Origin of the sequence: Treponema sp. J25 (genome assembly GCF_004343725.1) — a bacterium.
Lineage (GTDB): Bacteria > Spirochaetota > Spirochaetia > Treponematales > Breznakiellaceae > J25.
The window spans coordinates 1-24434 of record NZ_PTQW01000035.1 but is presented as its reverse complement, the minus strand read 5'-3'; the positions used below and the strand labels follow the sequence as shown (position 1 = coordinate 24434).

18 protein-coding genes and 1 riboswitch are annotated in these 24434 nt (G+C 49.9%); of the genes, 13 read left to right on the top strand and 5 right to left on the bottom strand.

Features of this window, described 5'->3' with window-relative positions; genetic code table 11:
- Nucleotides 1-769 (bottom strand): response regulator (locus C5O22_RS10805; RefSeq protein WP_132781711.1); only part of this gene is annotated, 769 nt, incomplete at its 3' end.
- A gap of 131 nt (nucleotides 770-900) precedes the next feature.
- Between C5O22_RS10805 and mnmA the strand changes: the two genes are divergently transcribed.
- A complete protein-coding gene (gene mnmA, locus C5O22_RS10800; RefSeq protein ID WP_132781709.1) occupies nucleotides 901-2124 on the top strand; it encodes a tRNA 2-thiouridine(34) synthase MnmA in 1224 nt (407 codons plus the stop codon).
- 24 nt (nucleotides 2125-2148) lie between these two features.
- On the opposite strand, the gene C5O22_RS10795 is transcribed toward mnmA, so the two are convergent.
- Together C5O22_RS10795 and C5O22_RS10790 are read right to left on the bottom strand one after the other, a co-directional pair.
- Entirely contained in the window at nucleotides 2149-3015 is an 867-nt protein-coding gene (locus C5O22_RS10795) for a hypothetical protein (protein ID WP_132781707.1), read from the bottom strand.
- A gap of 1 nt (nucleotide 3016) precedes the next feature.
- Nucleotides 3017-4108 (bottom strand): PQQ-binding-like beta-propeller repeat protein, encoded by a 1092-nt coding sequence (locus C5O22_RS10790; protein ID WP_132781706.1) that lies wholly within the window; start codon nucleotides 4106-4108, stop codon nucleotides 3017-3019.
- A 71-nt stretch (nucleotides 4109-4179) separates the two neighbouring features.
- Here C5O22_RS10790 and cdd point away from each other — a divergent pair, with 71 nt between their 5' ends.
- A complete protein-coding gene (cdd, locus tag C5O22_RS10785) occupies nucleotides 4180-4587 on the top strand; it encodes a cytidine deaminase (protein ID WP_132781713.1) in 408 nt (135 codons plus the stop codon).
- 84 nt (nucleotides 4588-4671) lie between these two features.
- Nucleotides 4672-5340, top strand: coding sequence for a PTS sugar transporter subunit IIA (locus tag C5O22_RS10780; RefSeq protein ID WP_132781704.1), 669 nt, complete (start codon nucleotides 4672-4674; stop codon nucleotides 5338-5340).
- A 292-nt stretch (nucleotides 5341-5632) separates the two neighbouring features.
- Here C5O22_RS10780 and C5O22_RS10775 read toward each other — a convergent pair whose 3' ends face one another.
- Nucleotides 5633-6805, bottom strand: coding sequence for a hypothetical protein (locus tag C5O22_RS10775; RefSeq protein WP_132781702.1), 1173 nt, complete (start codon nucleotides 6803-6805; stop codon nucleotides 5633-5635).
- Between the two features lie 27 nt (nucleotides 6806-6832).
- Here C5O22_RS10775 and C5O22_RS10770 point away from each other — a divergent pair, with 27 nt between their 5' ends.
- Genes C5O22_RS10770 through C5O22_RS10760 form a run of 3 tightly spaced genes read left to right on the top strand, consistent with a single transcriptional unit; the run spans nucleotide 6833 to nucleotide 9817 of the window.
- The gene (locus tag C5O22_RS10770; RefSeq protein ID WP_132781700.1) at nucleotides 6833-7480 is read left to right on the top strand and encodes an RluA family pseudouridine synthase; all 648 of its coding nucleotides are present in this window, start codon (nucleotides 6833-6835) and stop codon (nucleotides 7478-7480) included.
- Between the two features lie 50 nt (nucleotides 7481-7530).
- Nucleotides 7531-8205: a DUF4912 domain-containing protein gene (locus C5O22_RS10765; RefSeq protein ID WP_165910500.1), complete on the top strand. Its 675-nt coding sequence runs from the start codon at nucleotides 7531-7533 to the stop codon at nucleotides 8203-8205.
- 16 nt (nucleotides 8206-8221) lie between these two features.
- Nucleotides 8222-9817, top strand: coding sequence for a glycoside hydrolase family 57 protein (locus tag C5O22_RS10760; RefSeq protein WP_132781696.1), 1596 nt, complete (start codon nucleotides 8222-8224; stop codon nucleotides 9815-9817).
- A 28-nt stretch (nucleotides 9818-9845) separates the two neighbouring features.
- Here C5O22_RS10760 and C5O22_RS10755 read toward each other — a convergent pair whose 3' ends face one another.
- On the bottom strand, nucleotides 9846-11129 hold the full coding sequence (locus C5O22_RS10755) for a UPF0164 family protein (protein ID WP_132781694.1): 1284 nt from the start codon (nucleotides 11127-11129) through the stop codon (nucleotides 9846-9848).
- A gap of 259 nt (nucleotides 11130-11388) precedes the next feature.
- On the opposite strand from C5O22_RS10755, the gene C5O22_RS10750 reads away from it, so the two are divergent.
- From C5O22_RS10750 to C5O22_RS10720, 7 genes are all read left to right on the top strand, one after another.
- Nucleotides 11389-14496: a hypothetical protein gene (locus C5O22_RS10750; protein WP_132781692.1), complete on the top strand. Its 3108-nt coding sequence runs from the start codon at nucleotides 11389-11391 to the stop codon at nucleotides 14494-14496.
- A 98-nt stretch (nucleotides 14497-14594) separates the two neighbouring features.
- Nucleotides 14595-19172 carry a SpoIIE family protein phosphatase gene (locus tag C5O22_RS10745; protein WP_132781690.1) on the top strand — a complete coding sequence of 1526 codons (4578 nt, stop codon included), beginning with the start codon at nucleotides 14595-14597 and terminating at the stop codon, nucleotides 19170-19172.
- Nucleotides 19173-19202: 30 nt separating this feature from the next.
- On the top strand, nucleotides 19203-19523 hold the full coding sequence (locus tag C5O22_RS10740) for a hypothetical protein (RefSeq protein WP_132781687.1): 321 nt from the start codon (nucleotides 19203-19205) through the stop codon (nucleotides 19521-19523).
- Complete coding sequence (locus C5O22_RS10735; protein WP_132781685.1) at nucleotides 19520-20290, top strand: MotA/TolQ/ExbB proton channel family protein; 771 nt, start codon at nucleotides 19520-19522, stop codon at nucleotides 20288-20290. Before C5O22_RS10740 ends, C5O22_RS10735 begins: the two co-directional genes overlap by 4 nt.
- Nucleotides 20274-20675: an ExbD/TolR family protein gene (locus tag C5O22_RS10730; RefSeq protein WP_132781683.1), complete on the top strand. Its 402-nt coding sequence runs from the start codon at nucleotides 20274-20276 to the stop codon at nucleotides 20673-20675. The genes C5O22_RS10735 and C5O22_RS10730 overlap by 17 nt, the downstream gene beginning before the upstream one ends.
- A gap of 124 nt (nucleotides 20676-20799) precedes the next feature.
- Entirely contained in the window at nucleotides 20800-21438 is a 639-nt protein-coding gene (locus C5O22_RS10725; RefSeq protein WP_165910499.1) for an energy transducer TonB, read from the top strand.
- 560 nt (nucleotides 21439-21998) lie between these two features.
- A riboswitch (cobalamin riboswitch) is annotated at nucleotides 21999-22224 on the top strand.
- A gap of 172 nt (nucleotides 22225-22396) precedes the next feature.
- Nucleotides 22397-24406, top strand: a complete 2010-nt coding sequence (locus C5O22_RS10720) for a TonB-dependent receptor (protein WP_132781679.1) — start codon at nucleotides 22397-22399, stop codon at nucleotides 24404-24406.
- Nucleotides 24407-24434: the final 28 nt, after the last annotated feature.

Sequence of the window (24434 nt, the reverse complement as noted above, 5' to 3'; positions counted from 1 at the left end):
TAATAAGAATCCCTGTGGTCCGACGAAGTTCAAAATTCATCCGATCGTTAAGCCAGGAAAGAAAATGAGCAGGAGAAATGGTCCGAGTCAGGCTCGTACGGACATATTCAGGATAAATGACTGCCTTAAGAATCCCTGTAATAATAGCTGCCCGTATTCCGTGTCCTGCCACATCTCCAAGAAGTATAAGGTATCTATCGGGACTGAGGGTGATCACATCATAATAATCTCCTCCACAATATACGAGGGGCTTATAGCTTACCCGGAATTCCACTTTTTCTGAGGCAGGGAGATTAGGTCGCAAAAGATTCCGTTGCATTTCGCCGGCCCAACGTAATTCCTCTTGCATTTGTAACAAAATACGATGATGACTTCGCTGTAGTTCTGCGTATTCATATGCCTTCGTTATTTCTGAAAGAAGATAGTCCGAATCCCAGGGCTTAAGAATATAACTAAAAATACCCGCTTTTATTGATTTAATTATTTCTTCAATTTCTGAATAACCGGTTAGCAAAATCGATACAATAAAAGGATATTCCTCTTTTACTCGCAATAAAAGTTCTGAACCTTTCATTTCGGGCATTCTGAGATCCGAAACAATAAGTACCGTCTCTTTTCCCTTTTCTTTAAGAATTTCCAAGGCCTTCTTTCCGTTATTAGCAAAGAGAAGCTCTATGTGGCGTTCTGCAATCCAATCCTCTAGTTCCCTGGAAAGGGCCCGAAGGATGTTTTCTTCATCGTCTACTAAAAGGAGATATTTTTTTGACATGATGTTCCTCCTTTTATGTAAAGTATAGTGCTTATTCCTGGAAATACAAGAAAAAGCCCCTTTGTAATAGCTACAGAAGCGACTGCACCTCCCTATTGGCAAAGATATGAATATGATTATAATGGTCAACTATGTTGTATCTTGATACCTTACGGGAGCTCCCCTTGCCTGAACCGGGCAGTACGGTGGCGGTGGCCATGTCCGGGGGAGTCGATTCTTCTCTTGTAGCACAACTCATGGCAGAGCGGGGCTGTCGGGTGGTAGGGGTAACCATGCGGGTCTACGACGGATCCATCTATTTCCCGCCGGGGACCGGGAATGGTTGTTACGGCCCCAATGAAGAAGAGGATGAAGCCGCATGCCAGCGACTCTGCGATTCCCTGGGGGCTCCCTACTATGTGATAGATCTTTCCCGGGCTTATCTTAAGGAAGTGGTTGATTATTTCCGTCGGGAATATCGTTCTGGGCGAACCCCTAATCCTTGTTTGCGCTGTAACCCCCATATAAAATTTGGCCTCCTTCCCCAGGCCTTGCGAGATCGAGGAGTATCTTTTGACTATTTTGTGACAGGTCACTATGCTCGCCTTTTTGCTCCCGGCGGAGATCCTCAAAAGGGAGTGTATGTGGCGCCGGCCCTCGATGCTTCGAAGGATCAGAGCTATTTTCTGCAGCGCCTTACCCAGGACATACTGAAGATATGCCGCTTCCCCCTGGGAAACTATACCAAGCAAATGGTTCGGGAGATGGCCCGGCAACGGGGACTCGCGGTGGCAGAAAAGAAGGATAGTCAGGATTTTATTGCCCGGGAAGATTACGAGTTCTTATTTAATGATGCACCCATAGAACCGGGGGAGATTGTAGATCAACAGGGAAAGCTTTTGGGAACCCACCGGGGAATTGTTCGGTACACCATAGGGCAACGACGGGGGGTAGGGGTAAGTGTTGGCACGGAACCGCTCTATGTGGTATCCCTGGATGCCCCGCGGAATCGGGTTGTGGTAGGCCCTGAGTCGGCCCTTTTTTCTCGAGCCCTCGAGGCCTCTGAGACCCTCTGGGCTCCAGGTTTTGGTGATGAACCGTTCCGGGCCCTGGTAAAAATCCGCCTTGCCTCTCGGCCAGCGCCGGCCCTGGTTATTCCCTTACCGGAAGGTCGTGTTCGGGTTGAATTCGAAGAACCCCAGCGGGCCATTGCCCCCGGGCAATCGGCGGCCTTTTATGTCCCCTTTCCTGATAAGAAAAAAAGTGATGAGGAAAAGTATCGCTCCGTGGAAAGCCCAATTCCTTCTGGGGATGAACAACGGATGCTTCCCCACACTATTCTGGCAGGCTGTGGGGTTATCGAAAAGGGATCATGAAGAAATAATCCCCTTTTTGCCTGATTATTCTATCACTAGCTCAAAGGTGCTGGTCCGTTGATTCCCTGCCAGGTCGGTAACCAGGAATTCGATTTTCACCCTTCCCCGGGTAAGTTGGATCTCCCCCAGGTACAGGAGACCATCTTTACGGTACACCTGCTCTACGGGAAAGCTTTTTTGCTTTCCCATAAAAAGCTTCCCTTCCTTTACATAGAGCGTATCGACCTGCAGGCGAGAATACTCAATACCATTCACAAAACATTGATAGGTAAAAGGAACGGTCGTTAGGGAAGGATTAGCGTCAAAGGTATCAATGACATCCAGATAAATCTGATAGGTCCCCTGCTTGCAGGTTCTTGTTCTTCCAAGAACAACCGCGGCGGTCCCATCTCGAGGTACCAGTTGTACCTGCCGGATAAGGGGGGCTTTGGTATCTTCATAAGAGGGAAGCAGTAAGGCCGGATGAACCCACTGTTTGTTTTTTCGATCATACAGGCTAAAGTACAGAAGTCTTTCTCCTGTTCCCCTCTGTTTTCGGGGGATCCCCAGGGGGGTCCCCGTATCGATAAGGGCGGAGGTTCTTTCTGGGACACCCTCTAGTTTACCATAAATGCTAATCAATGCTTCCTGATGCTCGATGGCTATCCAGTTCTGCAGGGGAGAGGGGAAGCCCCGGATAGGGGTGTAAAAATCATTGTCAAAAAACAGAACCTCTCCGGCATCTATCGTATAGATAGGGCTTTCGGTGGTAAACTCAAAGCCGCCGAAGAACCGCCCCCCCTCGTTCATTCCAAAGGAGCGGCGTATCGTACGACTGTCCGTGGGCCATTCGATAGAAAAAAGGGGGAAAAGCATCCCCGACATTAAAAGAAAGAATCCCCACCGTTTCATATTATCGTCCTTCTATGAATGAAAAAGATATAAAGCGAGTATCCGAGGAAAGATAAAAAGTATCTTGGACGGTCGTAAGGTCGGTTTCCCCCGCTTCATAGGGAGCTATGCCGAGAATAGTATCGGGTAACCGGATGGTAAGGAGAGCATGATTTTTTTCTTGGGAAAGAAGTACACCCACTATTCCCTGTTGTTCTGTTCCACCTATTTTCTGGATCCGGTACAGACGGTATTTTTCCGGGAAAGAAAGGAACCAGAATTTTTTGGAAAAGAGGTGGAAAATACCAATGCCCTCGGGTTGTTCGTAGAGAACCCATTCATTTTTTACGATGGTGCACCACACGGGCCGTCGATAATTAAAAGAAAGGTACCTATGGTATAACACCTTGTAGGTGTTTTTGAATTGTTCGAGAACGAGAAATCGCTGGGGTTCAAGTCCCGCTACGAGGGCAATATACGTATCATTTTTGGAAATAGCCGAAGAGAGGATAAGGGAACGCCGAGATCCCCCCGGTTCAAATCTATACAGTTCTTTACCATTGGTAACATCCAGCACCACGAGCAACCCTTCGAGGGTCCCCGCCACAAGACGATTGGTCCCACTGGAAAGACCGGTGCATATGCCCGGAAACGCGTAGAACCAGAGGAACTTCCCCTCTTCGGTGTAGCGAAAAAGAGAACGCTGTTCTTCATCGATAAAAAAAAGCCGGTCCTCTAAAAAAAAGGGGTACCCCGGTACTTGTTCGATTGGGGTCTGGATAGTTCTCGAAGGATTGCGCAGGGTAATCGGACGGGAAGGGTCGACAAAATCAATCCACCAGTTCCGGGAATAAGTTACCGCACCATTCACCGGAAGCAGCCCTCCTCCTTTCCCATCTACCCCTATATAGCCAAAGAAAGAACCGCTTTTAAAGGGGACAACTCCTTGAGATGGGGGAGTTTCTGGGCCCTGGGCTGACAAGGCGGTAAGGTCTACTATCCAATGGGGTGCCAGACTTACTTCCTCCGGTATTGGTTGAGAGGCAAGAAGAATATACAGAAATATAACAAAAAGAGGTATAACACTATATCCTACTATATTTTTTTTTTGCATAAATCCCCCGGGATATGGTAGTATGGTAGCGGGTAACCGTATATCTGTCAACGTGGAGAAGCATATATATGATGGATGCACAGGCTTTGTATGAAATGGCTTTACAAGCCACAGAAAATTCCTATGCCCCCTATTCTCATTTTCGGGTAGGGGCGGCGCTCCTCTGTGAGGATGGAAGTGTTTTCCTTGGGACCAATGTGGAAAACCGGTCCTACGGGCTTACTATTTGTGCGGAGCGGAGCGCGGTGGTTTCTGCCATTGCGGCGGGAAAGCGTCGTTTTACCGCCGTGGCCATTGCCACCCCCGATGCGGAAGGTCCCGTTGGTCCCTGTGGGGCCTGTCGACAGGTCCTGAGCGAGTTTATGGAAGGAGGGTCCCTGGTGGTTTTCGGACATCGAAAGGAAGAACTTATTACCACCACTATAGGAGCACTGCTCCCTCAGGATTCTTTGCATGAGCTTCGGGAGAAGAGAAAATAAAGAAAAAAATACTTTTACTTGACATATTGTGCTATCTGTTGCAATATTATAGTGGATTACCGGTCCTCATTGAAAGGAGTAAATATGATTGATGATGATATCCTTACGATAGAAGAGGTTGCCAAGTACCTGCGAGTTTCAGAGCGGACGGTCTATGATTGGGCTCAAAAAGGAGAAATTCCTGCAGGAAAGATCGGTACGGTTTGGCGGTTCAAAAAATCTGAAATTGAGCGATGGGTAAACGACCGGCTATCCACCAATCGCATGACTCCCCAGTTTTCTTCGGTTCAGATAGAAAATATTATTTCTCCCAGTCGCATCCTTTTCTTAAACTATTCAACGAAACGGGATGCCCTTCTTGCGCTGGCGGATAATCTGGCCACCGCTCCTCAGGTGAAAAATAAACAGGAACTGGCCGCCGAAATCCTGAAACGGGAAGAACTCATGAGCACCGCCATTGGGCGGGGAATCGCTATTCCCCACGTGCGGCTTTCCTCGGTGACTGACCTGGTGGTCTCTATAGGAATCAGCCAGTGTGATATTATTGATTTTCAGACCCTGGATGACCAGCCGGTCCGGTTGCTTTTTATGATCGCCGCAGCCTATAATCAACATGCCTACTATTTACAGACCCTTTCGTATTTCAGCGCCCGGTTAAAGAATAAAGAACTTCGTTCGGCCCTCCTGGCTGCTGGTACCCCTCAGGAAGTATACAACTTATTGGTTGCTCCCCCGGAGGTAGCTAAAAGCTGAAAGAATTCTGGGGCCTTTATAGGGACTAACAGAATTCCTTTTTAAGGAGGACGCAACCTCTAGGCCGTTGAATTAACGCTTAAGGCCCCTTCATCGGTGCCCACGGGACCTCTTACCCGCCAAAGGGAAAATATATTCCCGCTGAAACAATTCCTCTGCCCCTTTTGTGGGGAGGCCCATGAAGCCCTCTCGATGAGGAGAATACCTTCCATTCAAAGAAGCGGGGGCCCTTTTAGAGAAAAAAAGCGGGGTTCCGGGCCAAAGGGAAGACCTTCCGGCAGAGACCCTGGGCTCATTCAAAGAGAATCCCAATCCATCGATTCGGGTCCGCCACGGACTGACCAATGAGGCCCAGAGGAACTTTTGCGGTTGTTTCTGCCACAAGCCATTGACGGGAGCCGAGGGTAAAGCGGGCCCCCGCTCCTTCCAGGAGTACCAACCCCATGGCGTGCTGGTATTCCCGGGAAACCATCATCGCCGCGGGAATGTGGGCATGGTGCAAAATGATGGCCCACAGGAGGGCGCGACTGTCACAGTCTCCCCGGGCTTGTAAGGCGGCGCTCACCGGATTTACGAAATCCGTTCCGGCCGGGTCCCGTTCATAGCTAAACTGCTGAAGCCAACTGAGGAGTTTTTCTGCGAATTGTCGTTGGGCCTGCGCCGTAGGAGAGCCGGGTACGCCTAGCTCCGCCTCAAGGGCAAGCGCCACCGGCCGTAGTCGTTCATAGGCATCCTTGTAAATCATTTGGTAAAAGCGAATCCAGGCCTCTTTCCAGCGAGGACTGGTGAGGTAGTTGGTAAGAAGTTGATACTCCCGTTCTACCACGGAGGCCGCCGCTTCTTCGTCGCTTGTATCCACTGAAACCTGAAGATTAAGGGAAGGAAGGGTTCTCTGAAGGCGGGCCTCCGGCGGATAGGTGAAAGAGGTAATGATGCCAGGGGCCCACTGATCGCCCGGTGTAGGGGCAAGGGAATCCAGGGTAGAAACATACAAGGCAGAGGTAAGGCTGTTTTCCGCCTCCCGGGGCCCGTAAATAAGGGCTATGAGAAACGGTGGGGGAGCCTTTCCCCCTTCTCCTGTAGGAGCTACCTCAACGGCCACTGCCCAGCCCGTATAGGCCTTATTAGAGAGAGAGAAATCAAGACGCATGAGCAGGGCCCGTTTCCCCCGGTATTCAAAGGAACTCTGGTCCCCCTGGTTCCTGAGCCGTTTTTGTACCTCCTGCCCCAGATCCTCAATGGTTTGATAGGCGCCGGAAGGATATACCCGGATATCCAGATGGATATCACTAGAGGAAAAAACAAAGGCGAATTGATTTTTCCCGTCCCCTTCTACAAACTCAAAACCTTCGGGGGGATCAATCCGGAAACCCCAGGTGGGGGAATAGAGGGGCTCCCCGGGAACCGCCCAGAGCCAAAGAAACAGGTTCCCCAGGACCGCAAGAAGAATTGCGGCTTGTTTCATTTCATTTCTCACGATAGTATGCCTCGTATGCAGGATATCCCCATTCTATACGAAGATCCAGACTGTGTCATTCTTAATAAACCCGCCGGTCTTGCGGTGCAGGGCGGGGTGGGGATAAAAAAGTCCCTCGATATCCTTTTAGAAGAACGGCTGGGATACAAGATTTTCCTTGTCCATCGGCTTGATCGGGATACCTCTGGTTGTATTCTGGTGGCTAAGAACCGACAGGCTGCCCATAGGTATCAGGTGCTTTTTACCTCCCGGGGACTTCGGAAAACCTATCGGGCCCTCTGTTCTGGTTCCCTGCATCCTGCGCGGGGAACGATTCAAGAACCCCTGACCCTTCGGGGACAGGTAAAGGCGGCTATCACTCGATATCGGTGTGTACAGAAAAATGATCGCTACTCCTATGTGGAACTGGAACTCCAGACGGGGAGAATGCACCAGATCCGCCGTCACCTGGCGCTTATTGGTCATCCCATTATCGGCGATGATAAGTATGGGGATTTTTCGTTAAACAAGCGCCTTGCAAAAGAGTATCGCCTGAAGCATCTGTTACTTCATGCCTACGAACTGGAGTTTTCCCTCTTTCCTCACGGTCGAATGGTGCGAGTCCAGGCCCCCCTTCCGGATTACTTTGCTCTCTTTGTTCAGAGGGTGATGGAACATGAGTAATGAATGCTACCGTATTGACAGGGAATAGGCTTTTTCCCATGATAGGTGCCATGATTGAAAACCAGCTCAGCCGTGCATACCTGGAATCCCTTTCCACGGAAGAACTCCTGGCAGTGGCAGATAAGATTGGCCTCGATATTCCCCTGGATTTAAACCGCACTTTTATCATTCAAGAAATCCTGGATGCCCATGCGGAACTGCTTAATGTAGAATCCTACGATCTTCAGGAAGAATCGGCGGATACCTTTGAACGGAAAAAGAACAAACCCTCTTCTGCGATTTATAATAGTACGTATATTGATGTGTTATTGCGGGATCCCGTCTGGGCCTTTGTGTTTTGGCATATTCGGGAACAGGATCGACGGACCTACGAAGCCTCCCATGACTTTAATGGGTATTTCCTTCGGGTTAGTTCCTGTGTCGCCGGTAAAACCCCCGAAGGGGAATCCTTTAACATCGATGTGGATATTCAGGATGGTTCCTGGTACATTTGTTTCCCCGCACCCCAGGGATGGTTTACGGTGGAGCTTTTTGTGAAAAAGGGACGGCAACATATCCTTTTAGCCACCTCTCGTCCCTTTCGAATTCCGCGAACCGTGCGGTTCTCTCCCTTAGAACTCGAACAGCATCCCCTGGGACCGGTACTGCTTCTTTCTGGAATTGAACAGATGCGCATTGTATATGCAAAAGAATATTCCCCTGGCCAGTACAGCGGCTGTAATTAATACTGAGGTATGATGAATGGGCACCACTCCAACGATTTCTTTGATTCTCAATGGGCATATCCCTTTTATAAAAGAAGATGCGGATCCGCAGGCTCCTCAAAAATATTGGCTGTATAATCTTTTATATGAGACCCTTATCCCTCTTTTACAAACCTTCGACCGATTAGAGGGAGATCGGATTCCCTTTAAGCTCGGGATAGTCTTTTCTCCCCTCTTAATTCAACAACTTCAGGATCCGGCTCTTGTAGATTCCTTTATTCAATTTCTGGATGCCAAGATTGAATTGGGTGAACGGGAAGTGAATCGTACCAGGAATATCCCCTGGATGAATTATCTTGCTCATCTTTATTACGATCGGGCTATTGAATATCGGGTGTTATTCACAGAACGGTATGAAAAAAATGTGATTCGAGCCTTTGACATATATCAAAAAAAGGGAAAAGTCGAAATTCTTGCCACCGCGGCGACCTATGCCTTTCTTCCTTTTTACACGAGTTATCCTGAGGCGATTAAGGCACAGATAGAAGTGGCCCTTAAAACGTATCGAGAGGCCTTTGGTCGTTTCCCCGAAGGCTTCTGGCTCCCTGAAGCGGGGTGGAATCCTGAACTGGATGAGATTCTTCGATCCTATGGTTTTTCGTACACCGTGGTGGATACCCACGGACTCTTACAGGGGCACCCCATACCCCAGGAAGGAACCTTCCAGCCGGTACGGACTCCTGCGGGTTTAAAGGTCCTCGCCCGGAATTTAGCCCTTTCCCGGGCAGTTTGGGATGCCCATGAGGGGTATCCAGCCCATGCCTGTTATCGGGAATATTACTGGGACATTGGCTATGAACTTCCCCGGGAGGATATGAAGGCCTTTGTTGCTTCTGATGGAAGTCGCCAGCAAACGGGTTATAAATACTGGGCCGTAACCGGTGGGGAAGGGGAAAAACAACCCTACATTCCTCAGGATGCTCATGGGCAACTACAAAAAGACGTTGAGGCCTTTGTAGAGCTTTGTGAAAGTCATCTTGATACCTACCGGCGTTTACGGGAAAAAGAGGGATGCCTGGTAGGAGCCTACAACCTGGACCTCTTTGGGCATCGCTGGTATGAAGGGATCGATTTTCTTGAAACTTTTTTCCGGGAGGCCGCTCAAAGGTCTTCCTTTGCGGTTGATACTCCTGCTCATGTGTGTGCTCATTTTTCCCAGGAAAAGCTTGAAGAAGTAATGCCCGAATTTTCTTCCTGGGGAGAAAATGGGTTTGGAGAAACCTGGCTCAATTCGTCCAATGATTGGATGTACCCCCCGGTGCTTAAGATTACCGAGAAGATGATAGAACTGGCCGAACGGTTCCCCAACGATGGTGGGCTTAAGGAGCGAACCTTAAATCAGGCGGCCCGGGAGGTGCTCCTGGCCCAGGCCTCTGACTGGGCCTCTATGCTCCATTATCAACAGGCTGTTGAGTATGCCCGTCACATGGTAGAAAGCTGTGTGGACAATTTTTCCATCATTTATGAATCCCTGGGAGGAAACTATATCAGTACCGAGTGGCTTACCCAGCTTGAAAAGCGACATGCCATTTTCCCGGACATTAATTACCGGATTTTCAGGAAAAAGCGTTAACTTCCTTTCTGAGAAGGAGACCAGAAGGTTACTCGATTTTCTGTATTTCTTCTATGCGATCGGTAAGGGCCTGTACCCCCTCGATCGCCTGAATGCCCTCTCGGGCAGGATCGTAGGCAGGGTCAAGGTCGAGCGCCTCCTTCCAGTAGTGGAGAGCGCTTTCGTAATTCCCCTGGGCGTAGGCCGTAAGTCCCAACAGGTACAGCTCATCTACTTTTCGGGCCCGTTCGGCCCTTCCTTCATCCCCAAGATTAAACTGAACCGCAAGACTTACCCGGTTAAGGGGAGTAAGCTGGGTAAGGAGATCCAGCGTATAGTTTATATCGAGCGTTATAAGATCTACCTGAATGGCACTTCCCATGGTAAGTCGGATATTGCCGGTCTTTGCTAAGATCCCCCCGCGCATGCTTACAAAGGGGGTAAGGGTCGCAGAAACTCCTGCCGCCCAGTAGGGCCGTTCTGAAAGGGATGGATCCTGGAGGTTAAGCGGGAAGGTAACATCGAAGGCAAACTGAAGGGGCCGTAGGGGTTTATAGGTAACGCCGGCGGTTATTTCGGTGGGAAGGGGATCCCCACCTACCGGGAGGCCTACATTTTTGAATACCAGGGCGGCCGCGGTATTACGCTCCCGGCTCGAGTAGTATTTAAGGAAGTTAAAGGTGGTTAAGAGCCCCCCATCTACCATGAGTGCCAGGGCTGATTGGCTGAGGCCTGAACCTTTCTTGATGGTGCCGGTATCATCCGAGTAGTCGGGCACCAGGCGAAACGCCGCTTTCAGGTTAGCCCCTACGGAAAGTCCTGCAAAGTAGTACCCGGGGAAAAGGGTATAAGAAACATTAGCGAGGGCCACCCCTTCAGAGTAAAACCCCTTTGAAGCCCGTTCTCCGTAATCGTTATATTCGGTAAAGGGCAGGTACAGCCATTTTCCACCCACACCAAAGCCCAGATGCTCAAAACGCCGGGTATACAACAGCCCTTCAATTTTTGTATCCGCCATCCAGTTATTATGATAGAGGGCAAGTTCCGTTCGTTCGAGACGGGCGCTCACCGCAGGGTTCCGTTCAAGGGCTGCGGCGGTATCGGTCAGGGCTGCGGAAGCGGTTCCCATGCCCTCTACCTTGCCCCCCAAGGGGATAGACAGCACCGGAAGGGTGGAAAGTCCTGCGTTATCATCTATACCAAAAATCCCCTGCAGGTAATCGCTGACGGACCCATAGAAATCTTCCTGTATATCCAGAGAAAAGAGCGGTATATTGGATACAGCGATGAGAAAAGAGAGTAACATTATTAGGGCGCCCTGTAATCTGGACATACCTTCTCCTCTTATAATATACATCGGAAGAGAAAGTATTTCTACTTATTGAAAAGCGGGAATAAGAATAATAGGAAGGTAGAGGATGCCCGGAGGTATTCTTCTCCGGTGAAAGCGCACCAGCAGGGAAAGCAAAAAGTGAAGATTCGGTCAGAAAGAAACCTCTTCGCTGTGGACATGGTTTATTGGTGTATAGGGTCGTACCGTTACAGGGGGAGCTTTTTTCTTCCGATAGTAAGATAATGGATATACCGTATTCATGAAGGTGAGTAATCAGGAGCATTGGCAGATACTACTCCTCAGTTTCCTCGTGTTTTTGCTGGGTGTGCCGGGTGTTCTCTACGCAGGGGGGCAACGGGAAGATGAGGCCCTGGCCCGGGCGGATACGCTCATTGCAGAACGAAGGTATAACGAGGCAATCCTGGTACTTACCGAATATATAAAAGAAAATCCTGACCGTTTTGATGATGCCCAGCGACGGCTCCAGCGGATTGTTCGATTGCGGGAAGAATACAACCGCCTGGCGGGAGAACTCCTGGATGTTCTGGTGAATGACCCTACCAATGATGAGCGTAAACTGGCGATGATCCGTCAGCTTGAAAGCCTGGAAGCTGCCCCGAATCGGGCAAGCCGGGAATTTATCCTGAAAACAAAGGAAACGGCCCTTTTTACCTATAACCGGGCTCAATTTGAGAAAATAATGGCCGAGGGGAAACGTTTTATTGAAGAGGGAAATTATTTCAGGGCCCTCCAGCGCTACCGGGATGGTTTTTCTCTCTATCGGGAAGAATTTTATCAGGCAGGATATGATATGCTCCTGGTGAATCAGGTAAACCGGGGTTTACAGGATGTAGATCAGAGTATTACCCAATTCCCCCAGGTATTCAGTGCCCTCACCAGGGCTACGGAAAATTTTGTCCAACAGGCAACCCAGTTACAGAATCCAGAGGGAGTGGCAGCGCTCGAGCAGGCCTATCGGACCCTGGAAGAAGCCCTGGCGACGTATGCTAATCTCAGGGTACGCCTGGCTTCGGTAGGGGTATTGTTTGAAAATCTTTTTACCCTCTTGCAAAAAGGGGATTCCACGTTGGGGGACAATTCTTTCTTACCCTTTGCCTTTCGTTTTATTATGGGACGAAAAACTGAGGTTGGCCTGGAAGGAATGGTGGGAGCCCTCGATACCTGTTGGTCCACCGAGCTTAATCGGTCCGAGGGGGCTTTGCTGGGTGCCCTGGAACGAATCTTTGAGGGGGGGCGGGAAGCGGAACGACAACAGGCTTTCGCCAGGGCAGGGAACCTGTATGGGGCCATGAATACCCTTGCCTCTATGGGAATGAATCTTCTTTCCTGGTGGTCCCCCCTTGCGGCCTTTGATGTGCAATACCGAAGTCATGGGTATGGCAAATCTATTGTGCTCGGTAAGACTCCCCGGTTTTTAGAATATCAACTCTATGGGTATGGAGCGGCGGTATTGGGTAAGCTTCAGGAATATCGGTCTCAGAGTACTACCCTGTATACCGAGGGGCAGGGACTCTTTCTTTCCGGGCAAGAATCTCAGCCGGGAACAAGTCCATCTCCTGCTTCGAAAGAGGGGGGCAGCCCTGTCGATGGACGGCTTCTACAGCGACTTGTTTCTTTGCGGAACGCAGTGCACACTACCTATGGGGAGATACAGGCAATGCAGGAAGGCTTTCCCCGTTCTGTGCGGGCGGTATTCCCTCCGGCCAGCCCCTTTTCTACCACCGAGCGGAGCCAGGTTCTGATTGAATACGTGGGAGAACAACTTAACCGTGCCCTGCAAGATGTGTTCCAGCAGGAACTGGAGCTTGCGGGGTATCGGTATCAGGGAGAAAACATCCTTTTGGGTAAAACCTTCCAGGATAGGAGCGATCGCTTTACGGAGGCCCAGGCTCTGATAGAAGGAAAGAGCCAGCGCTTACCCAGCGGGGGAGAGTATCGTGCTAAATATCCTGCCGAAGCGCTTCCCCTTTTAACGGAACTCCAAACAGGACTCGAAAAAGACCTGACCCAAGCACAGAGGGTGGTAAACCTCTATAGCCAGGAAGGCCCCTCTTTTCTAGCAAGTCCTCTCCTGCAGGGAGAGCAAAGACAGAGCGCCACCTTGGCCCAGCAGTTTCAGAGCCTCCTTAACCAGGTGCGGCAGGCTATTGCAAAGGCCCGGGAACAGGTGCAACTTGCCGAAAGTCTCAAGCTCGAAGGGGACCGGCGATTCAGGGAGGCCCAGACGGCCCTTACCCAGCAGAATTTTGAGCTTGCCCGTACTCGACTTCAGCAGGCCAGCGAACGGTACGATGCATCCCTGGCCCTGCAGGAATCGCCCGCTCTTCGCACTGAGCGGGATAACCGATTGCTGAGCCTCTCCCAAGAAATATCGAAGCGAGAAAACGAATTGGTGGTCCGGGATGTACGACGGCTTATCACCACCGGAAAAAATGAATACTTTGCGGGCAACTTTGAACGGGCCGAGAATACCCTGCTTCAGGCCCAGAGCCGCTGGAGAACCACCAATGTGGAGGACGAGCCGGAAGTACAATTCTGGCTTACCCTGGTGCGGGGCGCCCTTTCCCTCAAAACGGGTAGAACCATTCCCCCCACGGCCCCCCTGTACCCTGAAATGAGCCAGCTTCTGAGTATCGCTAAGAATGCCTTTGAAGAGGGAAAGACCTTGCTGAGGCAGGGAAAAAGGAATGAGGCCCAGGAGAAATTCAACCTGGCAAAACAAAAAATCCAGGAGGTACGGCTTCTTTTTCCGTTGAATCAGGAGGCGAGCCTGCTGGACTTGCAGATTGATCAGATCCTGGATCCCCAGGCCTTTGCGGCAAATTTCCGGCAGCGCCTTGCCATGGCTCAGGCAAAGCTCACGAGTGCACCCCAGGAAGCCTATTCAGAGTTACAGGATTTGTATACTATTGATCCCCAGTATCCAGGTCTCAAAACTATTATTGAACGGGTGGAAATTCAACTAGGCATCAGACTTCCGCCGCCGGATCCAGCGAGCCTTGCCCGAGCCCGGGAACTTATCCAGGCGGCCCGTCGTATCATTGACAGTAACTTACGCAGTCAGTTCCCTGTGGCCCTGGAACAATTGAACGAGGCGTTAAAGCTGAATCCCAATAGCGAAGAAGCGATTACCCTTAAGGATCGCATCCAGGCAGAGGTGGGGGGGCAGGCGGTGGTGGTGTTGTCCAGTGCGGCGGAACGGGAATATCAGCGGGCAGTCCAGGAATTGCAAAATGGGAACACCATTGTGGCCCTTTCTATAGTCCAGCAACTCCTGCAGGATCCTAAAAACAGAAATGTACCTAAATTGCGAGAATTAGAGCGGAGGATCCAGGCCCGGCTATGAAACTGTCTTTATGTGGCTACCCCAATAGATATCAGGACTCTGGGAAAATACGCCTCTTTTTGAAAGGGTTTCCCATTTTCTCCCGGCAGAGGACAGGGATGCGCAGCCTGGTCTTCCTCCTTCTCTGGGGGCTCGCTCCTCTCTTTAGCCAGGAGTGGTATTGGGAGAGCCCCCAACCTTTTTCCCTCCCTGGTGGGAAATTCCCCCAGATAGCCAGTTCTGGTGAACTGGGGGTTCTGCTCTGGCAGGAAGCAGAGCAAAAACGGTCGGGAGAAAGTACGGAGTATCAGATTTACCTTTCTGTGGCAGTGAAGGAAGGAAAGAATCCTTGGGTTGTCCGTTCTCGCGTGGCGGGTCCTTATGTGTTTCGGGGAACCGAACCGGCGATTGCCAGTGTCACGGTGGATTCAAAAAAACATATCTGGCTTGCGGTAGTGGAGAGTGGCTCTTCGGTGGTACTCCTCCGTTCCGACGACAGGGGAGCAAGTTTTACGGAACATCGATTTAACGGAGATACCAATACTTCCCTGGCGCCCCGTTTATTCGTGCGAAGTGATGGGGGCTACCTTCTTTTTGTAAGTCGCGGTCAGGATGATAGTCTCTCCCTTTTTTATTCCCGCTCTGATGATGGCCTTTCCTGGACGTCCTTTGAGCCCTTTGTCACAGAAAGTGGCTTCCGTCTTAATTTCTTGCCCGCCCATGGAGCCCAGGGGGGGCGGGACTACGTGGTGTTTCAATCCTTACAAGGTATAGAACGGCCGACCTTTCAGCTCTTCTTAAAGACCAGTACCGATGGAGGAAAAAGTTGGTCCCCCCCGATCCAACTGACTACCTTCCCCGACCCCTATACTCGTACCAGAAACGAGGCTGCTTTCTTTGATAATCAGCGGCCCTTCCTTCTTAATACCGGAAAGGGGCTGTTTCTTACCTGGGAACGACGCAGTCTTGCCGCTTCTCCCCAGGTATATGGGATGTTGCTGAACTATGATGGAACTATTGTTGGCGAGGTTCAGCGCATAAGTCCCCCCGGGGCCTACGCAAATAATCCCGTGGCCGTGCTGGTCCAGGGAGAACCGGCGGTATTTTGGTTTGATAATCGACGGGGCCAAAATAGAATCTACATGGCCCTGAAGAAAGGCCTTGAGTGGGAAGAATCGGAGCTTTCAGGGGCTTCCTTTGAGGCATCCTTTGCGCGCCCCTTCTTTGCTGGGGGGGAACTTCAAGTGTTTTTTCAGGCCTCCCAACGGGGAAGCGACCGGATCTATCTCCTTGCCCCTGATACGACCGCTCCAAAACCATTCCTCCGGCCTCAAAATTTCGAGTCCGGGAAGGCCGTTCGTTCCGATGTGGCCCGGATTTCCTGGTTAGTGCCGGAAGATCCGTCGGGAATCCTGGGCTTCTCCTACCTGTGGGGTCGGGATCCCACGGCCCTTCCGCCGGAAACGCTCATGCTCTATAGTCCTACTAGCTCCCTTTCACTCCCTGCGACCGACGATGGGCCCTGGTATTTTTCGATCCGGGCCCGGGACTTTGCGGGAAACTGGTCCGAGGCGGCCCGCCTGAGCTTCATTCGGGACACCACGCCTCCCGTACCCCCGGTCCTTATCCCGCCGGACCTCGATGCGGAGGGCTATCTACTTTCTAACAGCGGGACCCTTTCCTGGAATGCCCCCCCCGATGAGGATGTGGCGGGTTTCCTGTACTCCCTGGAGTACCTGGATGATACTCGGCCGTACGCAAACTATGCTCCCCAGGCTTTTGCCGAGGCCCTTGAACGTCGAACCTTTGCTTCCCCCCTGCCCCGGCGGGATGTGGGAAACCAAAGGATCATTTCCCTTTCCAATATTGATAACGGAGTCTGGCGGCTTGCGGTGGCCGCCTACGACCGGGTGGGTAATGTGGGTGTACCGGCGATCCTCTATTTTCGTACCAATAAGTTTATTCCCTACACGGCGGTGAGTTCCGTAGATGCCCGGCAAAATGAGGAAGGAAAACTTCAGATTCGTATTCTGGGGCGCGGCTTTTTGGATGAAGGCCCCATCGAACGGATTGTGCTGGACCAGGACGGGAATCCCCCCTATGACCGGGAGTTTCTTTTTAAGGAAGGGGCCTATCGGATCGTATCGAACCGGGAAATTCGGGATATTCGTACCGAGGACCTCCCTGCCGGGGTTTATCGACTCTTGCTCTACCATCCCCGACGGGGATGGTACCGCACGGGACCCCTCGTGAACGTCACCGAAATGGGAACGATTAAGTTCGGGGACTACCGGAATCCCTGGAAAGCCCCCTGGCGTCTTGTTGATTCGGGGACCCGGTATATCGTCGATGTTCCCTTCCTCGTCCTGATACTTTCGATGCTCTCTTCTCTTCTTATGGGTTTTGTGGCCCTGCGGGGTGTGGGAGGATCCCTTTTAGAAACCTTCCATCTTCGAAAGATCGTTATGGCCCTTATGACAGGAGTGCCTATGCCATCACAAGAAAAAATGCAACGGCTCCGCCAGATCCGGCGGCGGGGAATCAGCCTCAGGATCAAATTGGCCGCCTTCACGGCCCTTCTGGTGATCACGGTGGTGTTACTTATCGCTCTCCCTCTTTCCTACATGATGACCAGAACCCAGGAAGCGACCCTCTTGGCGGGCCTACGGGATCGATCCCGGGTTTTGCTCGAAAGTCTGGCCTCCGGAGCCCGGGCGTATCTTCCTTCCCAGAATGTACTTGAGCTCGGCTTCTTGCCAGCCCAGGTTTCGGCCGTACCGGAGGCTCGCTATGCCACCATCACCGGCTATGGCAGGGACGGGAATACCTCCCTGGTGGATCATGTGTGGGCTACCAATGATCCGGATATCCTTACAAAGATCGATACGCCCGAACTTGATGTGGGCCGTTCTGTGGTATCGGACCCCTTAAGCGCCCGGGTGCCCGATATAGCGAAAAAACTGGATGAAGCCGCCCGCGTTCAGGTAGGAGAACTTTCTGCCACCATTGGGGCCCTTACCAGAGAAGCCCTTTCCCTCGCTTTGAAAACGGACGCAGAAAGTGTACGACGCCGGGATGACCTGCAGCGAACCATCCGGGATCTGGAAGCTCGCCTGAACGAACGGTTGAATGCCCTTTCGGCGGAAATCGGCTCTGAGCCAGCCTTCCCCCAGGATCGCCTCCCGCCGGCGCTTAACCCCGATGAAAGCCACCGATACATCTTCTTTAAACCGGTCATGTATCGGCAGGGTACAGAAGATATCTATTTCCGCGGCTTGGTTCGTCTTGAAGTTTCTATCGACTCTATCATCAAAGAGGTGGAACGGGGTCGTCAGAGCTTGGTACGGGTGACCGCCCTTATTGCCCTCCTGGCGATTGGTATTGGCATCATGGGGGCCCTTATCCTTTCATCCCTTATCATTCGACCAATTCAGAAACTAGTCCGTCATGTGGAGATGATTCGGGATACGGAAGACAAGGCCCTGCTGGAAGGCAAGGACATCCAGGTAAAGACCCGGGACGAAATCGCCATTCTGGGGGACACCATTAATGACATGACCCATGGGCTGGTGAAGGCGGCCCTTGCGGCAAAGGACCTTACCATCGGTAAGGAGATCCAGAAAAAGTTCATTCCCCTGGAAACGGATGCCATGGGCAATAAACTTACCACGGGTCACAAGGAAACCCGCTATGCCGAATATTTTGGGTACTATGAGGGTGCTAAGGGGGTCTCGGGGGACTATTTTGATATTGTTGATCTGGACGGGCGCTACTTTGCGATTATGAAATGTGATGTGGCAGGGAAGGGGGTCCCTGCGGCCCTTATCATGATCCAGGTAGCCACCCTGTTCATCAGCTATTTTAAGAATTGGAAACCCACCGCGGAGGGCATGCGGATCGAACGGCTGGTGTATGAAATTAATGACTTTATTGAAAATCTTCGATTCCGGGGCCGTTTTGCGGCCTTTACCCTCTGTCTCTTTGATAGCCAGACGGGGATCGCCCGGTTCTGTAATGCCGGAGATAACCAGATCCACTGGTACGATGCCCGGGAACGACAGTTTAAAACCCGTAGTCTCCCAGAAACTCCCGCCGCGGGGGTGCTGCCGAGCGAACTTATAAACATGAAGGGGGGCTACCAGGTACAAACCGTGACCTTTAATCCGGGGGATATCCTCCTTCTCTATACGGACGGGATCGAAGAGGCAAAACGAAAATTCCGCAACGAGGCTTACGAAGAAATCCTCTGTACCGATGGAGAAAAGGATAGCCCCCACGAAAACCATGTGGTGGGCCAGGGAGATGAAGAATTAGGTCCCGACCGGATTAAGGGTATCATCGAGGGGGTGATGGAGGCTTCCCGTTTTACCCTGCTTAAACACCATAGCCCCGCCCAGGAGCGGAAATTCGATTTTGACTTTTCCCGGTGTAAGGGTTCGGTGGAGGAACTCGTCATGGCCCTTGTTTCGGTGGAAAAGGTCTTCCGTATGTATCGACCACCCACGGTGACCGATGAAGATAAAGTCCTGGTGGATAAAAAGGTGGACGCCTTTTTGAAAGACCATTTTGTCCAGTATCGGACCTACTGCGGAAACACTAAAGAAAACCTGGACCAAAAGGAATATCTGTACTACACTCAGGTGCGGGAAGATGAGCAATACGATGATCTTACCATCCTGGCGATCCAGCGAAAATAATAGCTCAGGATGAAGGGGGAGGTATCTCTTATGGGGTTTAAAGAAAAATTGCAGTCCTTTTTTCAGGAAAGTTCTAAGACTACCCATGCTATCCTAGCAAAGGCGGGGGAAAAGGCTCAAGACCTGGGAGAGAAGGGGGTGCTCAAATTGGATATCGCCCAATTACAGGGAAAAATGAAAGGCCTTTTCCAGCAACTGGGCGAAGAAGTGTATCGAGCCTTTAGGGAACAGGGCAGTGATATAGTGGGAAAGGATGATGAAGGAATCGCACGTCTTGTAGAAGACATTGCCCGCTGTAAAGCAGAAATCCAGCAGAAGGAAGAAGAGCTTGCCCGAAGGAGTGGCCGGTGACCTCCCTGCTTACAATCATTGAATTCATCCAACGAGGAGGACCGGTTAATTGGGTAATTGTTGGGCTATACCTGCTTGTCCTGTACGGGATTTGTGAACGAACGGTGTATTTTTTACATCACCCCTCTAAAGAAGGGAAAAAAGATGACCCTTTCCAGCGCTTTTTGGGAAAAAAGCTCCCTCCTTCGGTATGGCCCGCGTCTTTTCGCCGGTCTCCTGCCGGTGAAGTGGCGGCTACTGTTTGGGCTCACCAGGATGCCCCGGCGCCGATCTTGCTTGAACGGATCGATCGGGAAGTGGTACGGCTTCGGAATGAAATGGAACGATGGCTTGATGTGTTCTCCTTTGTGGTGACCGTGGCGCCCCTTTTGGGGCTTTTGGGAACCGTTACCGGTCTTATGCGGGCCTTTCATGTCATAGAAATGCAGGGAGGAATGGTAGATGTAGCCCAGCTTTCTTCAGGAATTTGGGAAGCCATGATTACCACCGCTACCGGTCTCGGAACGGCTATTCTTGCCGCGATTGCCGCTCGGTTTTTTGAAGTTCAGGTTGATAAACGACTTCGCCATATGGCCCTTGTTATCTCCTACATGTTAGAGTTTTTGCGTCCCGATTGTCTTGGAAAGAGCCTTTCGTCCTTTGGGGAAGCTTTGTCTGAATCGGTCTTTTCTGCGGGTTCCTTTGGGTATACTACCCAAGCATCCTCTGGATCTCATCTTACTGAAGTATCAGAAAAGGGAGTAAATAATAATGGTATCCTTTCGTAGACGTCGCCGACATCAGCTTGCTATCAATATAACCTCCCTTATTGATGTGATATTTATGCTCCTTATTTTTTTTATGCTCGCAAGTCGTTTTGATACTCCGGTGATATCGATCCAGTTACCTACTGCTTCTTCCGGTTCTTCAAGTACCCCCAAGAAAATCGAGCTTATTCTTGATAAAGAAGGCTTTGTATATTTTGATGGGCGCCAATCCCCCTTGGATGGTTTCGAAAAGATCTTTGTTTCATGGGCTTTGCAGCATCCAGAAATAACTGTTGCGCTTAGCTGTGATAAAGAGGTGTCATACCAAAAGGTAATAACCCTTCTTGATATTCTACAGAAAAACGGTTTTTCTCGGGTGGTGCTTCGTCATCGTTATGAACCATGAACGATTTTTCTCTTTTATTCTATTTGGGGTTGTTCTTATCCTCCATTTTTTTTTCTTTTCTGTTTTAATAGGAATCCAAAAATTTTTATTGCCTTCTCCTCTTGCGAGTTCTTCATCGTTGCATATGGTACTAACGCTCGAGGGAGCGGCCAATGATTGTCGTGGATCGGTTCATTCTCATTTCTCAAAAAACACCTTGGATTCTAATCGGTCTCCAGCACCGCCAGTAGCTAACCAAACAACTATCTTTAAACCTGTACCGGAGACTTCTCCTTCTCTTTCTCTAGAAGGAAAAGAAATTCCTTTAGCCGAACATTCTTCCATTATTTCTGATGTTAGCGCTGATCAGCGAGAGGTTTCTTCTTCTTTTCTTAATGCAGAAAGCCTCGTGGAAGGGGAAACCCAATCCAATTTGTCAGCAGGAAATGGGTATACCGAAGAAAGGGGGTCCGATGTTTCTGGAGGGCCTTCTTCATTCACGGGCACATCCCTCTCTCAGTTCATTCTTCGCCAACTCGAAGCTCGAAAGGTATATCCTCTCAGGGCCCGCCAACGAGGGCTTGAGGGCAGAATCCTGTTACGCTTTACGGTACTTCCCACAGGAAACATCAGGGACCTGACGATTGAGGCTCCCGAGGTAGACCCAATTCTTATTCATGCAGCCCGCCGACTTGTGGAACAGTCAGTGCCTTTTACGCTTCCTTCTGCGATAAGGGAACCAGTTCCCGTTGGGTTTGCTATTGAATATCGACTTACCGAGTAGCTGTAGAAGGGATAAAAAGGGGACTGGAACAAGGGGGCTTAGGATATTGAAATCCAGCCGAGGGATTGTTCCTTTAATGAAAATCAATGTTTAAAGATCTTTGATTTAAATATAGAAAAGACCCCCTATTGGCGTAAACTATCTTGACTCAGATTAATAATGTTTTCTCTGTCCTAGCGCTTCATGCAGAATTATTCCACAGAGCGCAGTGACACTACACTACCTCAGAATCTGCTGAAAAACAGCCAACCCAAAGCCCTCAGTCGAGTCCCTATTGGCCTGCAATTGATCTTGAAATGGAAAGCACTACCTTTTTTCGGGTAAGTTATACGGATTCAGGTTTCACCCTTATTACTAATTTTCATCTTGATACTGCCGATGTCGGGTCCCCTATAAAAGGAACCCCGCCCAGATAGACTAGAAATATATCGCTGGAAAATCTCTGTCTTTTTATCGAATTCATAGGACAGCCGATTTCCCCTTCTTAAAATCGTATTCATTCTTAATTGACAATGCTTCTTTTTCTTTATACAGTAGGTTTGCACACCGATAGGGATAGCGGAATGTGGTGAAAATCCACAGCGGTCCCGCCACCGTAATCGGGGATGAAAGCTGCACCGGGGAATTAACTTATTGCGTATTTTTGTATTTTTTTAATGTTGCCCTGGGTGTCATTGTGGAACTGGGTCGGTCTGGGGTGTTGTACCTGCCAAAACTAAACACCCCCTGGCTAGGGACAGTCCATGAGAAGACGCAGTGAGTAAATGGATCCGAAAGCCGGGAGACGGTCCCTATCAGGATGCCGAGACCCTCGAGGAAGGGGAGCGGTAGAAAGGAATGTGGCTTGGCTCTTTTTTAAGGAAATTACAAAAGCTTCCTTTTGTTTTTCGCTCTTCTCATAAAAGCGTCTGTATGGCGTGGCGAGGGTCCGGGTATTTTTTGTCCCGAGGAGGACCCTATGCGTTTTCTTTTTCCGTGGTTTAAGAAAGGCCTTGGGGGGGGCTCTATCGTTCGTAGCTTTTTGCCATGGTTTTTGTTTCTGGGGGGAGTCTTTCCTTTCTTTCTGGTTGGACAGGAATCATCTCCCTCCCTTTTAGTTACCGCCCGTAGATCTATTGAATCTATCGACACGATACCTGGTCATGTCTATGTAATAGGGACAGATGAGATTGCCGCTTCTGGAGCCACAAATATCGTGGATGTGCTTAAATCGATCCCTGTCCTTACTGTTTCAGGTGCCCTTTCGGGACCCGGTTCTGAATCAATTTCATTACGGGGTTTTGGAGAAAATTCCTTTGGTCGGGTTTTAGTGCTTGTAGATGGCCGGCGGTTAAATAATCCAGATATGCAAAACATCAACTGGAATAGTATCTCCCTTGCCGATGTGGAACGAATCGAGGTCCTGGAGGGAGCAGCCTCTGTAGAATACGGGAATAATGCAGTTGCCGGAGTTATTAACATTGTTACCAAAAAAGATATCACTAAACAAAATACCCGGCTGGTTACCTCTTTTGGGAGTTTCTTTGAAAATAGGGTTCAAATATCTCACCAACAGAACACAGAAAAGGGAGCTTTTTCGCTTGCCGCTGAACACACAGGAAAAGAAGGATATCGAGATCGACAACAAAGCCAGGTTACTAATATAACTCTCCAGGGAACATTGTATCCTGGAGAACAGTTCCGTATTTCTTTTCAGGGAGCCCTTTCGGATCTTCAATATCAATTGCCGGGGGGGCTTACTAAAACCCAATTCCAGGCAGATCCTACCCAGGCTGTTAATTGGGCTGATGAAGGTAAGGAGCAGCATCTTACCGGTTCCCTCGATTTGGAATGGACCCCCTCTGAGCAGCTTTCTGTAGAAGTGCCACTCTCCTATCATTCCCGCTGGATTTTTGCGGATATGGCTTCCTGGTCTACCTATATTAGTCGTTTTGTTCAAACAGGAGAACTACGCCCGAAGGCTACGGCTCAGTTACAAATAGGTCTTATCCCGATTCGTATTGTGGGAGGAGCTGATGTGTATGGGGCTTTTCTTTCTATCGATCAATATACTGACAAGAAAAGAACAAATCTCTCTAACGCCTATGATGTTTCGATGGTGAGCGCGGGGCCATATCTTTCTCTTCGACTAGAATTGCTTAAAAATCTCTTTCTTTCTACAGGTCTGCGGTATGATACCGCCATCATTGGCGCAAAAAGTGAAGATGGTTCGGTAAATGATCAGATACTTCATAGTGCCTTTGTGTATAATGGATCCCTGGTATATCGACCGATACAAAATCTTAAAGTGTACACCACATATGGTACCCTTTTCCGCTATCCTTTTACGGATGAACAAGCGGAGATTTACACCGGTGGTGGGAGTTTTAATAAGGACTTGCGTCCTGAAAAAGGTTTTACTGCTGAAACAGGAGTAGGCTTCGATCTAGGAAAGTGGCTTTCTGTGGAAGGAAATCTCTATTACATGGAGATTCAAGACGAAATAGCGTATAACATGAGTACTTTTCACAATGAAAATATGGATCGAACTCGTCGATGGGGAGGTACGGTTTCGCTTTCGAGTCGGCTTTCACAAAACCTTCAAATTGAGGGAGGCTATGCTTTTGTTGATGCCCGCTTTATGGAAGGTTCCTATAAGGACAAGCAGGTTCCTCTTGTTAGTCCCCATAAAGTGAATGGATCCGTTTATTTGTATTTGCCTTATGGGATCACAGTGGTTCCTTCTGTGGAATATCGAAGTGCGGCATTCCAAGGAGGAGACCTGGCGAATACTAAGGATCCTATAGAAGCTTATACCGTTTATAGTGCTCGCCTTAGCTGGGTGCTTGAACGAGAAGGATCTTCTTTGACTTTTAATGGAAAAATCAGTAATATTCTAGATACGAAGTATGCATCCCTGGTGTATTGGGACGCCTATTATCCAGCAGATGGGCGCTCCGTGAGCGTGTGGCTCGAATATAAATTTTAAAAAATCTTTTCAAAAACCCTTGACAGGG

Bases quoted from the DNA above. Each gene is read 5' to 3' on its own strand.
- mnmA (WP_132781709.1), top strand. From the start codon at position 901: ATGTTGTATCTTGATACCTTACGGGAGCTCCCCTTGCCTGAACCGGGC.
- C5O22_RS10795 (WP_132781707.1), bottom strand. From the start codon at position 3,015: ATGAAACGGTGGGGATTCTTTCTTTTAATGTCGGGGATGCTTTTCCCC.
- C5O22_RS10790 (WP_132781706.1), bottom strand. From the start codon at position 4,108: ATGCAAAAAAAAAATATAGTAGGATATAGTGTTATACCTCTTTTTGTT.
- cdd (WP_132781713.1), top strand. From the start codon at position 4,180: ATGGATGCACAGGCTTTGTATGAAATGGCTTTACAAGCCACAGAAAAT.
- C5O22_RS10780 (WP_132781704.1), top strand. From the start codon at position 4,672: ATGATTGATGATGATATCCTTACGATAGAAGAGGTTGCCAAGTACCTG.
- C5O22_RS10775 (WP_132781702.1), bottom strand. From the start codon at position 6,805: ATGAAACAAGCCGCAATTCTTCTTGCGGTCCTGGGGAACCTGTTTCTT.
- C5O22_RS10770 (WP_132781700.1), top strand. From the start codon at position 6,833: ATGCAGGATATCCCCATTCTATACGAAGATCCAGACTGTGTCATTCTT.
- C5O22_RS10765 (WP_165910500.1), top strand. From the start codon at position 7,531: ATGATTGAAAACCAGCTCAGCCGTGCATACCTGGAATCCCTTTCCACG.
- C5O22_RS10760 (WP_132781696.1), top strand. From the start codon at position 8,222: ATGGGCACCACTCCAACGATTTCTTTGATTCTCAATGGGCATATCCCT.
- C5O22_RS10755 (WP_132781694.1), bottom strand. From the start codon at position 11,129: ATGTCCAGATTACAGGGCGCCCTAATAATGTTACTCTCTTTTCTCATC.
- C5O22_RS10750 (WP_132781692.1), top strand. From the start codon at position 11,389: ATGAAGGTGAGTAATCAGGAGCATTGGCAGATACTACTCCTCAGTTTC.
- C5O22_RS10745 (WP_132781690.1), top strand. From the start codon at position 14,595: ATGCGCAGCCTGGTCTTCCTCCTTCTCTGGGGGCTCGCTCCTCTCTTT.
- C5O22_RS10740 (WP_132781687.1), top strand. From the start codon at position 19,203: ATGGGGTTTAAAGAAAAATTGCAGTCCTTTTTTCAGGAAAGTTCTAAG.
- C5O22_RS10730 (WP_132781683.1), top strand. From the start codon at position 20,274: ATGGTATCCTTTCGTAGACGTCGCCGACATCAGCTTGCTATCAATATA.
- C5O22_RS10725 (WP_165910499.1), top strand. From the start codon at position 20,800: ATGGTACTAACGCTCGAGGGAGCGGCCAATGATTGTCGTGGATCGGTT.
- C5O22_RS10720 (WP_132781679.1), top strand. From the start codon at position 22,397: ATGCGTTTTCTTTTTCCGTGGTTTAAGAAAGGCCTTGGGGGGGGCTCT.